The sequence below is a fragment of the Cupriavidus sp. 10L43_2 genome, from assembly GCF_056395265.1.
In genome coordinates this window covers 351128-364426 of record NZ_JBFTJE010000005.1, presented here as the reverse complement: position 1 = coordinate 364426, position 13299 = coordinate 351128, and the positions used below count along the sequence as shown (strand labels likewise).

General features: G+C 64.1%; 12 protein-coding genes and 2 tRNA genes. 1 reads left to right on the top strand and 13 read right to left on the bottom strand.

Going from position 1 to position 13299, the window contains the following annotated elements; all coding sequences use genetic code 11:
- Positions 1 to 119: 119 nt before the first annotated feature.
- The 13 genes from AC1DEL_RS10390 to AC1DEL_RS10330 form a co-directional block, all read right to left on the bottom strand.
- Positions 120 to 196: transfer RNA gene (locus AC1DEL_RS10390), tRNA-Pro, on the bottom strand.
- Positions 197 to 260: 64 nt separating this feature from the next.
- A complete protein-coding gene (locus tag AC1DEL_RS10385; protein ID WP_092292809.1) occupies positions 261 to 695 on the bottom strand; it encodes a MerR family transcriptional regulator in 435 nt (144 codons plus the stop codon).
- Between the two features lie 201 nt (positions 696 to 896).
- Entirely contained in the window at positions 897 to 1313 is a 417-nt protein-coding gene (locus AC1DEL_RS10380; RefSeq protein WP_092292807.1) for an integration host factor subunit alpha, read from the bottom strand.
- A 74-nt stretch (positions 1314 to 1387) separates the two neighbouring features.
- Positions 1388 to 3835 carry a phenylalanine--tRNA ligase subunit beta gene (pheT, locus tag AC1DEL_RS10375; protein WP_477125547.1) on the bottom strand — a complete coding sequence of 816 codons (2448 nt, stop codon included), beginning with the start codon at positions 3833 to 3835 and terminating at the stop codon, positions 1388 to 1390.
- Positions 3836 to 3901: 66 nt separating this feature from the next.
- Entirely contained in the window at positions 3902 to 4927 is a 1026-nt protein-coding gene (gene pheS, locus AC1DEL_RS10370; RefSeq protein WP_177219888.1) for a phenylalanine--tRNA ligase subunit alpha, read from the bottom strand.
- A 181-nt stretch (positions 4928 to 5108) separates the two neighbouring features.
- Positions 5109 to 5465, bottom strand: a complete 357-nt coding sequence (gene rplT, locus AC1DEL_RS10365) for a 50S ribosomal protein L20 (RefSeq protein WP_092292801.1) — start codon at positions 5463 to 5465, stop codon at positions 5109 to 5111.
- 26 nt (positions 5466 to 5491) lie between these two features.
- A complete protein-coding gene (gene rpmI, locus AC1DEL_RS10360) occupies positions 5492 to 5689 on the bottom strand; it encodes a 50S ribosomal protein L35 (protein ID WP_006575466.1) in 198 nt (65 codons plus the stop codon).
- Between the two features lie 167 nt (positions 5690 to 5856).
- Positions 5857 to 6378, bottom strand: a complete 522-nt coding sequence (gene infC, locus AC1DEL_RS10355) for a translation initiation factor IF-3 (RefSeq protein ID WP_092292799.1) — start codon at positions 6376 to 6378, stop codon at positions 5857 to 5859.
- A 47-nt stretch (positions 6379 to 6425) separates the two neighbouring features.
- Positions 6426 to 8333: a threonine--tRNA ligase gene (gene thrS, locus AC1DEL_RS10350; protein ID WP_092292797.1), complete on the bottom strand. Its 1908-nt coding sequence runs from the start codon at positions 8331 to 8333 to the stop codon at positions 6426 to 6428.
- Between the two features lie 375 nt (positions 8334 to 8708).
- Positions 8709 to 8785, bottom strand: a tRNA-Val gene (locus tag AC1DEL_RS10345).
- Positions 8786 to 8806: 21 nt separating this feature from the next.
- The gene (locus AC1DEL_RS10340; RefSeq protein ID WP_092292795.1) at positions 8807 to 11038 is read right to left on the bottom strand and encodes a RelA/SpoT family protein; all 2232 of its coding nucleotides are present in this window, start codon (positions 11036 to 11038) and stop codon (positions 8807 to 8809) included.
- Between the two features lie 16 nt (positions 11039 to 11054).
- Positions 11055 to 11417: a RidA family protein gene (locus tag AC1DEL_RS10335; RefSeq protein ID WP_092292793.1), complete on the bottom strand. Its 363-nt coding sequence runs from the start codon at positions 11415 to 11417 to the stop codon at positions 11055 to 11057.
- Between the two features lie 39 nt (positions 11418 to 11456).
- Positions 11457 to 12338 carry an alpha/beta fold hydrolase gene (locus tag AC1DEL_RS10330; RefSeq protein ID WP_477125548.1) on the bottom strand — a complete coding sequence of 294 codons (882 nt, stop codon included), beginning with the start codon at positions 12336 to 12338 and terminating at the stop codon, positions 11457 to 11459.
- Between the two features lie 173 nt (positions 12339 to 12511).
- Here AC1DEL_RS10330 and AC1DEL_RS10325 point away from each other — a divergent pair, with 173 nt between their 5' ends.
- Entirely contained in the window at positions 12512 to 13288 is a 777-nt protein-coding gene (locus AC1DEL_RS10325; RefSeq protein ID WP_092292789.1) for a 3-hydroxybutyrate dehydrogenase, read from the top strand.
- Positions 13289 to 13299: the final 11 nt, after the last annotated feature.

Genomic DNA, 13299 nt, shown 5'->3' with positions numbered 1-13299 from the left:
CGTGAGGGAACGCAGGAAATGTAAAGAAGTTTTGCGACGCATCAAGCGCCGGGCGCGAAACCCGTGCGCAATGCCAAAGAAAAACCCGCTTGGTTTTGACACCAAGCGGGTTCCTTGTCTGGTCGGGGCGAGAGGATTTGAACCTCCGACCACCTGCACCCCATGCAGGTACGCTACCAGGCTGCGCTACGCCCCGAAGCAAAAGATTATATCAGCAACAATCGATCGGTGGCTAGTCATTGGCACGGCGCATTGCAAAATTATCCATGCCGCGCGATCTCTTTCAATTGCGCCAGCAGGTTTTGCACTGCCACCAGCTCGCCGCGCAAAGTATTGAGGTCGACCGACAGCACAGGCGCCGTGGCGACCGGCACCACCGACTCGGTCTCGCCCTCCTCCAGCGGCGCGCCGAGGCCATGATGGCGACCATCGTCGAGGCGGTTGCGCGCCCCGTTGATGGTGAATCCCTGCTCGTACAGCAACTCGCGGATACGCCGGATCAGCAGCACTTCGTGATGCTGATAGTAACGTCGATTGCCGCGCCGCTTCACCGGCTTGAGCTGGGTGAACTCCTGTTCCCAGTACCGCAGCACGTGCGGCTTGACGGCGCAAAGCTCGCTCACTTCGCCAATCGTGAAGTAGCGTTTTGCGGGAATCGGCGGCAGCGCAACGCGCTCGCTGGATTTTTCCGACATGCGATGGGAAGTCAGGCGTCAGGCCGAAAGGCGCGACTCGGTTGGCGCGACATGCGCGCGAGCATTGCAGGATACAGACTGCAAGTGCCGTGGGCAATCCACCGTTCGAGGCAGGAGGCGTGGCGTGGCGTGTCGGACAGCCGCGACGCGCCGGGAGGCGCCAGCGCGAAACGCCAGCGGAAAACTCCCAGCAGCGGACCGTCAGCCCGGCACAGCCAGATCGGCGCGCTCCTCGACCAGGCCCTTGAGTTTCTGGCTGGCGTGGAACGTCACCACGCGGCGCGCGGTGATGGGGATGATTTCGCCCGTCTTGGGGTTGCGGCCTGGACGCTGCGGCTTGTCGCGCAACTGGAAGTTGCCGAAGCCGGACAGCTTGACGCTGTCACCATGTTCCAAGGCTTCACGAATCACGTCGAAGAAGGCTTCGACCATGTCCTTGGATTCACGTTTGTTCAGGCCAACCTGGTCGAACAGCATCTCTGCAAGTTCGGCCTTCGTGAGGGTGGGCACTTCGGTCGCGCGGGCTTCCGGCGATGCGTCGTCCAGTGAGGCGGCGTGCCGGTCGCTGACCTCGCCCAGGTCTGCAGCATTCATGGAATTCGCGTCTCGATCGTTCATTCTTGATCGCTCTTCTGAGGTCTGTCTGGCGATCCGCCCGGGAGCTGTGCCCGGACGCCCCAGGTTTCAGCGACCTATCCGCGCAGACGGGCCGAGAAGCCCGCTGCCAGCGCATCGATCATACAGCGCACCGCGCTGTCGACCGTCTCGTCCTGGAGGGTCGCCCCAGTATCTTGCAACGTCACACGGAACGCAAGGCTTTTCTCGTCAGCCCCGATGGCGGCCGAAGCCGCCTTCGGACGGAACTCGTCGAACAGCACCAGGCTCTGCACGTAGTGGCCAAAACCGCCTTGGTCCAGCGCCGCGCGCATCGCATCGAGCAGGTCCTGCACGCGCACCGACTGCTTGACCACCACGGCCAGGTCGCGCACGGCGGCCGGGAACTTCGAGATCTCTGTGTACGCCGGCAGACCGACGTCGCGCAGGGCATCAAGGTCCAGCTCGAAGGCCACGGGCGCTTGCGTCAGCTCGTATTCCTGGAGCCAGCGTGGGTGCAGCTCGCCCACCACGCCAACCGGCTTGCCGTCCACGATCACGCGCGCGGCGCGGCCCGGATGCAGCGCGGGATGCGCCACCGGCTCGAAACGCGCCGTACGCGGATGGAACAGCGACTCCACGTCGCCCTTCACATCGAAGAAGTCCACCGGACGCGTGGCGATACCCCACTGCTCGTCGAATGCCGGGCCGTAGGCGATGCCGGCGGCCACCATCGGCTGGTGATAGCCAGCCACGGTCAGGCCGCCATCCGTCACGTTGCCGTCGCGATGGAACACGCGGCCCACTTCGAACAGGCGCACGCGCGCGGCCTTGCGGTTGAGGTTGTAACGGACCTTGTCCACCAGCCCGCCAAGCAGCGTCGAACGCATCACGGCCAGCTGGCTCGCGATCGGGTTCAGCAGGCGGATCGGGTTGTCGTTGCTGGCGAAGTCACGCTCCCACTTCTCTTCCACGAAGGCGAAGTTGATCACCTCCTGGTAGTCGCGGGCGGCCAGCGCGTGACGCACCACATGGGTAGAGCGGCGTGCCTCGTTGGTCGGACGCATCTCGCTCTCGGCGATCGGCGGCAGCGTGGGAATCCGCTCGAAGCCATAGATGCGCGCCACTTCCTCGATCAGGTCTTCCTCGATCTCGATGTCGAAGCGGTAGCTCGGCGGCGTGACGGCGAACACCTCGCCCTCGGCGCCTTCCGAGCGCGTGAACGGCAGGTTCAGGCGCTGGAACACGTCGGCGATGGCGGCCGAAGACAGTTCGATGCCCAGCACGCGCTCGGCACGCGCCACGCGCAGGCTCACCGGCTTGCGCTCGGGCAGGTTCACGACCTGATCGTCCACCGGGCCGGCCTGGCCGCCGCAGATGTCGAGGATCAGCGCGGTAATGCGCTCGATGTGCTCTACCGTCGTGGCGTAGTCCACGCCGCGTTCGAAGCGGTGTGCGGCATCGGTCGAGAAGTTGTAGCGGCGCGCGCGGCCCTGGATGGCGTTCGGCCACCAGAATGCGGCTTCCAGGTAGATGTTGGTTGTGTCCAGCGACACGGCGGTGCTGTCACCGCCCATGATGCCGGCCAGGCTCTCGATCTCCTTGTCGTCGGCGATCACGCCCACCTGCTCGTCCACGTCGACCGTGTTGCCGTTCAGCAGCTTGAGCTGCTCGCCCTTGCGGCCCCAGCGTACGTCCAGCCCGCCGTGGATCTTGTCGAGATCGAACACGTGGCTCGGACGGCCCAGCTCCAGCATCACATAGTTGGAGATGTCCACCAGCGCCGAGATGCTGCGCTGGCCCGAGCGCTCCAGGCGCTGCACCATCCACGCGGGGGTGGCGGCACGCGCGTTCACACCGCGGATCACACGGCCCGAGAAGCGGCCGCAGAGGTCCGACGCCGAGATCTTCACCGGCAGCTTGTCAGCGAGCGTGACGGCCACCGGCTTCATGTCCGGCAGCATCAGCGCGGCGCCGGTCAGCGCGGAAACTTCACGCGCCACGCCGTGGATCGACAGGCAGTCCGCCTTGTTCGGCGTCAGCTTGATCGTGAAAATCTGATCGTCCAGATCCAGATACTGACGAATATCCTGGCCGACCGGGGCGTCGTCCGGCAGGACCATCAGGCCGCCGTGATCCTCGGACAGCTTCAGCTCGCGCGCCGAGCACAACATGCCGTAGCTTTCCACGCCACGCAGCTTGCCGATCTTGATCTCGAACGGCGCGCCGCCCGCTTCCGCCGGCGGCAGCACGGCGCCGACCATCGCGCACGGCACCAGGATGCCGGGCTTGACGTTGGGCGCGCCGCAGACGATCTGGAGCGTCTCGCCGGTGCCGGCATCGACCTGGCAGACATTGAGACGGTCGGCGTTGGGATGGCGCTCGGTGGCCAGCACACGGGCCACGACGATCTTGCTGAACGGCGGCGCGACGGGGCCAACCTCTTCCACCTCGAGCCCGGCCATGGTCAGGCTGTGCGACAGCGCGTCGGTCGAGATCTTTTCAGGATTGGCGAAAGTACGAAGCCAGGATTCCGAGAATTGCATGGCGCTTCTGATCCGGTAGGTATTCTGTGATGTTCTGTGACGATGGGCGATGCGGCCTGGGACAGGTCAGGCGAACTGGCGCAGGAAGCGCACGTCGCCTTCGAAGAACAGCCGCAGGTCGTTGATGCCATAGCGCAGCATCGTCAGGCGCTCGAGGCCGGAGCCGAACGCGAAGCCGATATAGCGCTCGGGGTCGAGGCCCATGTTGCGCAGCACGTTCGGATGTACCTGGCCCGAGCCCGAGATCTCCAGCCAGCGGCCGCTGCCGAAGGCCATGTCGATTTCCGCCGACGGCTCGGTGAACGGGAAGTACGACGGGCGGAAGCGCACCTGGATGTCATCGCGCTCGAAGAACTTGCGCAGGAAATCGGTGTAGACGCCCTTCAGGTCGGCAAAGCTCACATGCTCGCCAATCCACAGTCCTTCCACCTGGTTGAACATCGGCGAGTGCGTAGCGTCGCTGTCCACGCGGTAGGTGCGGCCCGGGCAGATCACCTTGATCGGCGGCATGTCCTTGCCGGCGTACTTCTGCACGTGCATGCGGGCGTAGCGCACCTGCATCGGGCTGGTGTGCGTGCGCAGGAGCAGCAGCTTGTCGTCGCTGTCGCGGCCGTCCACATAGAACGTGTCCTGCATCGAACGGGCCGGATGGTTGTCCGGGTTGTTCAGCGCGGTGAAGTTCATCCAGTCGGTCTCGATCTCGGGACCATCCGCCACGTCGAAGCCGATGGAGCCGAAGATCTGCTCCACGCGCTCCCACGTGCGCATGACCGGATGCAGGCTGCCGCGCGACGTGGCGCGGCCGGGCAGCGTCACGTCGATGGCCTCGGCGGCCAGACGCGCGTTCATCAGCGCATCAGCCAGCGCCTGGCGGCGCGCTTGCAGCGCACCTTCCACCTGCTGCTTGATCTGGTTGATACGCGCGCCTTCGGTCTTGCGCGCCTCGGGGTCGAGCTTGCCCAGGCCCTTGAGCAGCTCGGTCAGCGCCCCGGTCTTGCCCAGGAAGCGGGCCTTTTCATTTTCCAGCGTGGCGTTGTCGTTGGCGGCGGCGAAGGCGGCCTGTGCATCGGCGACGATTTGATCCAGATCCAGGGACATGACGGCAATCGTGGAAAGGGTTAGCACTGTGTGCGGTATCTCATTTCGGGTGCCGTTTCAGTGCGCATGACACGGCATTCGAAATGAAAACGGGGCTCGGTGAGGAGCCCCGTTTCAGCAGACCTGGCGGTCGGCGCTTGCCGGGAAGCGCCCTGGGGCGCTTCCGCAGCCGGCATCAGGCAACGGAGGCTTTCACCTGGTTGACGATGGCGGCAAAGGCAGGCTTGTCGTGGATAGCCATGTCCGACAGCACCTTGCGGTCCAGTTCAATCGAAGCCTTCTTCAGGCCGTTCATGAACACGCTGTAGGTCAGGCCATGCTCACGCGTTGCCGCGTTGATACGTGCAATCCAGAGCGCGCGGAACACGCGCTTCTTGTTGCGACGATCGCGGTATGCGTACTGGCCAGCACGCATGACCGCCTGCTTGGCGATACGATAGACGTTATTGCGACGGCCGCGGTAACCCTTGGCAGCGTCGATGACTTTCTTGTGACGGGCCCGTGCAGTGACCCCACGTTTGACTCGAGGCATGTATTACTCCTTTCGTTGTCGTTGGGTTATGCGTAGGGCATCATCGCGCGAACCGACTTCAGGTTCGTCTCATGGACGTCCTGGGTGCCGCGCAGTTGACGCTTGTTCTTGGTGGTCTTCTTGGTCAGGATGTGACGCTTGAAGGCCTGGCCGCGCTTGAACGAACCGTTCGGGCGCGCCGTAAAGCGCTTGGAGGCGCTTTTCTTGGTCTTCATCTTAGGCATGAAAAACTCCAGCTCTATGACATGCATGCAGGTGGACGGCTCACGCCGACGCTTGCAAGACCCGCATCCACTTGTTTTTGTACGCAGCCACGGGGACCGCATACTGTTTTCCGCGCAGCACGACGCCGGGATGCACCTGGCACCCCGGCCGTCGCCCCGCGCGAGAATTACTTCTTCTTCTTGGGGGCCAGCACCATCACCATCTGGCGGCCTTCCATCTTCGGCATCTGCTCGACCTGACCCAACTCCTCCAGGTCCGCCTTCAGACGCTCCAGCACGCGCGCACCGATTTCCTGGTGGGCCATCTCACGGCCGCGGAAACGCAGCGTGATCTTGGTCTTGTCACCATCTTCCAGGAAACGCTTCAGGTTGCGCAGCTTGACGTTGTAGTCGCCATCATCCGTGCCAGGGCGGAACTTCACTTCCTTGACCTGGATGATCTTCTGCTTGAGCTTGGCGTCATGGGCGCGCTTGGCTTCCTCATACTTGAACTTGCCGTAGTCCATGATGCGGGCCACGGGTGGAGCCGCGTTGGGCGCGATTTCCACGAGATCCAAGTCCTTGTCCTCGGCCAGGCGCAATGCGTCCATGAACTTGACGATGCCGAGCTGCTCGTTATCAACCCCTACCAGGCGCAGTTCCGGCGCGCTGATCTCACGGTTGATACGGTGACCTTTGTCTGTAGCGATGTTCCGTTACCTCAAGAAGACAAAAAAACAAGCCGTGCTCAGCACCCTCAGGCCTTGTTGGCAACGTCCTGTTGGAGACGTTCCACAAACGCGGAGACGGGCATCACACCCAGATCCACGTTGCCACGGGCACGCACGGCCACTTGACTGGCATCCTTCTCCTTTTCGCCCACTACCAGCAGGTAGGGAATCTTCTGGAGAGAATGCTCGCGGATTTTATACGTAATTTTCTCGTTACGCAAATCGGCCTTGGCCCTAAACCCTTGTTTTTGCAAGAGTTGCACGACGCTTTCGGCATATTCCGACTGCGAATCGGCAATATTCAGGACCACTACCTGCTCCGGCGCGAGCCAGGCGGGCAAGGCACCCGCATGGTTTTCGAGCAGGATGCCCAGGAAGCGCTCGAACGAACCGAGAATGGCGCGGTGGAGCATGACCGGACGCTTGCGCGAGTTGTCCTCGGCGACGTATTCGGCACCCAGCCGCTCCGGCAGCACCAGATCCAGCTGCAGCGTGCCGCACTGCCACGAGCGGCCGATGGCGTCCTTGATGTGGTATTCGACCTTCGGGCCGTAGAAGGCGCCCTCACCCGGCAACTCTTCCCACTCCACGCCGCAGGCACGCAGCGCCAGGCGCAGGCCTTCCTCGGCGTGATCCCAGATCTCGTCCGAACCGGCGCGCTGGGGCGGGCGCAGCGACAGCTTGACCGCCACGTCCTTGAAGCCGAAATCGTCATAGATCGAGAACGCGAGTTCGTTGAACGCCTTCGCCTCTTCCACGATCTGCGCTTCCGTGCAGAAGATGTGCGCATCATCCTGCACAAAGCCGCGCACGCGCATCAGCCCGTGCAGCGCACCCGACGGCTCGTTGCGATGGCAGGCGCCGAACTCAGCCAGGCGCAGCGGCAGGTCACGGTACGAACGCAGCCCGTGGTTGAAGATCTGCACATGTCCGGGGCAGTTCATCGGCTTGATCGCGTAGTCGCGCTTCTCCGATTCCGTGACGAACATGTTCTCCTTGTAGTTCTGCCAGTGGCCGGACTTTTCCCAGAGCGAACGATCCATCACCTGCGGCGTGCGGACTTCTTCGTACTTGGCCTCGCCCAGGCGGCCGCGCATGTACTGCTCCACGGCCTGCCAGACCTGCCAGCCCTTCGGGTGCCAGAACACCATGCCCGGCGCTTCCTCCTGCAGGTGGAACAGGTCGAGCAGCTTGCCGAGCTTGCGGTGATCGCGCTTCTCGGCCTCTTCCAGCATCGTCAGGTAGGCGTCCTGGTCTTCCTTCTTCGCCCAGGCCGTGCCGTAGACGCGCTGGAGCATCTCGTTGTTCGAATCGCCGCGCCAGTAGGCACCGGCCACCTTCATCAGCTTGAAGACCTTGAGCTTGCCCGTGGACGGCACGTGCGGGCCGCGGCACAGATCGACGAAATTGCCTTCGCGATAGAGGCCGATTTCCTGATCCGCCGGAATCGACGCGATGATCTCGGCCTTGTACTTCTCGCCCATCGACTCGAACAGCGCCACCGCCTCGTCGCGGTTCCACACTTCGCGCGTGACTTTCTCGTCCTTGCGGGCCAGCTCCGTCATCTTCTTCTCGATGGCGACGAGGTCTTCGGGCGTGAAGGGGCGCTTGTAGGCGAAGTCGTAGTAGAAACCGTTGTCGATGACCGGGCCGATCGTCACCTGCGCCTCGGGATACAGCTCCTTGACGGCGTAGGCCAGCAAGTGAGCCGTCGAGTGGCGGATCACGTCGACGCCATCGGCGTCCTTGTCCGTGACGATGGCGAGCGCGGCGTCACGGTCGATCCGGTAGCTCGTATCGACGAGCTGGCCATCGACCTTGCCGGCGAGTGCCGCCTTGGCCAGGCCCGAGCCGATGCTCTGGGCCACTTCGGCCACCGTGACGGGGCCGGGGAACTCGCGACGGGAACCGTCCGGCAGCGTGATTGCGATCATCTTGCACCTTTTGAGGGGTCCGCTCGCCGGCATTCTGCGCCTTGGCGGGCGGATCAAAGTCAAAGTCTGCGGCAGCGGCGAAGCCAGCCACCATTTGTTTCTTGCCGCGCATCGCGGACGATGCGGCAGCTTATCAGGCCGCTGGCGAACGACAGACGAAAAAAAACGCGGCCAAGGCCGCGTTTTTCTCAATCTACCCGGATCACCCCGGGGCGAAGGCGCACCTCGACTACTGTCGCTAACCAGCGGTAGTAGTTCGAGTTGTCTTGTTCATGATGCGTTTCCGTGCCTGTAGAAGTCGATCGGATCTGCCGTCACGCCAGCCTTCGATGCCGACGGGGTAATACGTATTTTTACTGCTTTACTGCAATTCGTTGGTAGGCTCGATTGGACTCGAACCAACGACCCCCACCATGTCAAGGTGGTGCTCTAACCAGCTGAGCTACGAGCCTAGCGAAGCCGCAAGTATAGCATCACTTTCTTTTCGCCTGCAACACCCCTTGTACATCTTCGATGATGGAAAGCGCACGTTGCAGCTGCGTGGCTTCCGAGACCTCGGCCGTGAACTGCATCTTCGCCACGCCCTTGCTCGAAAGCGTCTTCACGCCGGTGACGTTGATCTTCTCGCGTGACAGCACTTCGGAGATATCGCGCAGCAGGCCCTGGCGGTCCACCGCTTCCACGTGGATGTCCACCGGGTACACGGCATCGCTGCGCTTGCCCCATTCCGTCTGGATCACGCGCTCGGGCGCGCGCGACGACAACTGCTGGAACGTATGGCAATTGCGGCGATGGATCGACACGCCGCGCCCGCGCGTGACGAATCCGACAATCTCGTCCGGCGGCGCCGGCTTGCAGCAGCGCGACATCTGCGTCATCAGCGAATCCACCCCCACCACCAGCACGCCGCTCTTGGCGCCGCGCGCCACGCTGGTCGCGCGGCTCTTCTTGGTGACGGCCTCTTCCTCGTTGAATTGCGGCTGGGCCTCGCCCTCCGGGTGCCGCAGCGCATGCTCCACGTGACGCAGGCTGAACTCCTCCTTCGCCACCGCCGCGAACAGGTCCTCCGGCGTCTTGAAGCTGAGCCGGCTGGCCAGGTCGTCGAGGTTGACAGCCGTCTTGCCCTCGCGCTGCAGGGTTTTTTCGATCAGCGCCCGGCCCTGCGCGATGGTCTCCTGTGAGTCCAGCGCGTTGAACCACGCGCGCACCTTGGACCGCGCCCGGCTACTCGCAAGATAGCCAAGTTCCGTGTTGAGCCAGTCGCGCGACGGCCCGCCCTGCTTCACCGCCACGATCTCCACGGTCTGCCCGTTCCGTAGCGGCGTGTTCAGCGGCACCATCGCCCCGTCCACGCGCGCGCCACGGCAGCGGTGGCCGAGATCGCTATGCAGGTAATAGGCGAAGTCCACCGGCGTAGCGCCCTGCGGCATCGCCACCACGCGCGCCTGCGGGGTCAGCACATAGATATGGTCGTCGATGGCCGCATGCTTGAGTTGCTCCCACGGCGAATCCTCGTGCGCGACCGAGTGGTCGGCATCGTCCTTCCACGCCAGCAACTGGCGCAGCCACGCGATCTTCTCGTCGTAGCGTTCGCTGGCCGAGAACTGTCCGCTGTAGCCCTTGCTGCCGGCTTCCTTGTAGCGCCAGTGCGCCGCCACGCCGTATTCGGCGAAGTGGTGCATCTCCTGCGTGCGGATCTGCACCTCGAACGCGCGGCCATCGTCGCCGATGACCACCGTGTGCAGGGACTTGTAGCCGTTGGACTTCGGTCGGGAAATATAGTCGTCGAACTCGCGCGGAATCGGCTGCCAGATATGGTGGACGATGCCGAGGACCGTGTAGCAATCCTTGATGTCATCCACGATCACGCGGAACGCGCGCACATCGTACAAATCGGCAAAATCGAGTTCCTTGCCGCGCATCTTCTTCCAGATGCTGTAGATGTGCTTGGGCCGGCCGGTGACCTCGGCGGGGATGCCGGCCGAGGCCAGTTCCGACTGCAGCCGCTCGATCGCCTGCGAGATATAGCTCTCGCGCTCGATCCGCTTCTCGTCTAGCAGTTTTGCGATGCGCTTGTAGGTATCGGGCTGTTCGAAGCGGAAAGCAAGGTCCTCCAACTCCCACTTCATCTGCCAGATCCCGAGCCGGTTGGCCAGTGGCGCGTAGATGTCCAGCGTCTCGCGCGCCACGCCCGGCAGCGGCATGTTCTTGGTCTGCGCGAGCCAGCGCAGCGTCTGGAGCCGCGAGGCCAGCCGCACCAGCACCACGCGGATGTCCTGGGCGAAGGCCAGCAGCATCTTGCGCAGCGCCTCCACCTGCTCCTGGCGGGCGGCGACTTCGGATTTCGACGATTCCGAGACATCGGTCTGCGACACCGCGATGGCGCCGATGCGCAACAGTTGTCGCACGCCCTTCACCAGCCGCGCGACTTCCTCGCCAAAACGCGGCTCGATCTCGGGCTCGGTGTCCGGCACGAAGGCCGCCATCGCGAACAGGCAGGCCGCGGCGCGCGCGGCGTCATCCACGCGCAGGCCGTCGAGGATGCGCAGCATCCCCTCGGCGTGAGACAGGACGGTCTCGCCGGTGGGCAGCATCGCGGGCGTCGCCCCGTCGGCGGTCTCGCGCACGAAAGCCAGCGCGCGCTCGACCAGCCCGGCATCGGGCACGCCGGCGACCTGGCTCGTGAGATCGGTGGACGTCACCATGTCAAACCATCCACCATCAATTCAGGGCGGCCGTCACCACCACTTCGATCAGGTAGTCTGGGTTGCCCAGCTTCGCCTCGACGGTGGCGCGGGGCGGCGTGTTGCCCTGCGGCACCCAGGCGTCCCAGACCTCGTTCATCTCGCCGATGCGGGTCACGTCGGTCAGGAAGATCTGGCACGACAGGATGCGCGTCTTGTCGCTGCCGGCCTCGGCCAGCAGGCGGTCGATATGGCCCAGCACCTCGCGCGTCTGGCCGCGCAGGTCCGCCTTGGGGTCCACTTCCGGCACCTGGCCAGCCAGATAGACCACGCCGTTGTAGACCGCGTACTCGGAAAGGCGCGCGCCCACATGGGCGCGCTTCAGGGCATTGGTACTCATCGCAATTCCATTAAGTTCGGGATAGGATCCGGCTCGGCCTCACGTGCCCAGGAAGAAGTCCCGGGCGATGGCTACCTGGGCCGGATCGATAAATGTCGGCGCATGCCCCACATCGGGGACTTCCACCGTGGAAACCTGTTTGCCACGTGCCTGCATCTCGGCCATGGTCTCGCGCAGCAGGAGGTCGGACTGCGCGCCGCGCACCACCAGCGTCGGGCCCTGGATGGCCTCGAACATCATCCAGAGCGCGGCCTCGCCGGCCAGCACCATCTCCGGCGTGGTCTCCTTGAACGGCACCGCCAGCGCGGGATCGTAATGCAAACCCCATTCCATGCCCTCTGCGGCCTGCACCGGCTTCAGGATCGCGCCGTTCAGCTCGCGCCACTGCTCGGGCGAGTGGCGGCCGAACGAGGCGCTGATGGTCTGGAGATAAGCCAGCCCTTCCTCGAAGGTCTTGAACCGCACCGGCAGCCCGAGGTAGGCGCCGATGCGCTCCACCGCCTGCGGGGCCAGCCGGGGACCGACGTCATTGAGCAGCAGCTTGCGGATCGGCGACTTGGGCAGGCTCGCCAGCCCCATGCCGATCAGCCCGCCCATCGACGTGCCGAACCAGTCCACCTGCTCCACGTTGAGCCGGGCGATCAGCGTGACCATGTCCGAGACATATTGCGGCACGATGTAGCGGCGCGGATCGGCCAGCCATTCGGAGCGCCCGCGTCCCGCCACATCGGGGCAGATCACGCGATAGTCGCCAGACAGCGCGCGCGCCACGGTATCGAAGTCGCGCCCGGTGCGGGTCAGTCCATGCACGCACATCAGCACGCGCGGATTGGCCGGGTCGCCCCACTCGTGATAGGCCATGCGATGCAGGCCGGCGGGACTGATGCACTGAACGAAGCCGAGGCGCGGGCTGGAAGACATCTGAACTCCCTGCGAGGGTGGGGACTACGTTTCGGGGGCAAATGCTGGCCGCAATTCTCAGCAAATTACGACCTCGCTCCGGAAGATTCCGGGCGTTTGGGCAAAGCAGGATTGTACGCCCTGCGAGTACAATGCCACAGCACATCACCCCCCTACTCCCGACGGAGGCTTACATGCTCAAAGGCAAGACGGCACTGGTGACTGGCTCGACCAGTGGGATCGGACTCGGCATCGCGCAGGCACTGGCGGCGCAGGGCGCCAACATCATCGCCAACGGTTTTGGTGACGCGGACGGCGCAAAGGCGGAGATCGCGCGCGCGGGCAGCGGCATCCAGGTGGGCTACCACGGCGCGGACATGAGCAAGGCGGCCGAGATCGAGGACATGATGCGCTACGCCGAGCGCGACTTCGGCGGCGTGGACATCCTCGTCAACAACGCGGGCATCCAGTTTGTCGCGAAAATTGAAGAATTTCCGACGGACAAGTGGGACGCAATCATCGCCATCAACCTGACCTCGGCCTTCCACACGACGCGGCTCGCGCTGCCGTCGATGAAGGCCAAGAACTGGGGGCGGATCATCAACGTGGCTTCCACGCACGGGCTGGTGGCGTCGGCGGAAAAGTCCGCCTATGTGGCCGCCAAGCACGGCATCGTCGGTTTCACCAAGGTTACAGCGCTGGAAACCGCGCAGACCGGCGTGACGGCCAACGCGATCTGCCCGGGCTGGGTGCTGACGCCGCTGGTCCAGAAACAGGTGGAAGCGCGCGCGGAGCGCGAGGGCATTCCGATCGAGCAGGCCAAGCGCGAACTGGTGATCGAAAAGCAGCCGTCCGGCCAGTTCGTAACGCCGGAGGAACTGGGCGCGCTGGCCGTGTTCCTCTCCAGCGAGGCCGCCCGCCAGGTGCGCGGCGCGATCTGGAACATGGATGGCGGCTGGGTGGCGCAGTAAGGCCGACCCGG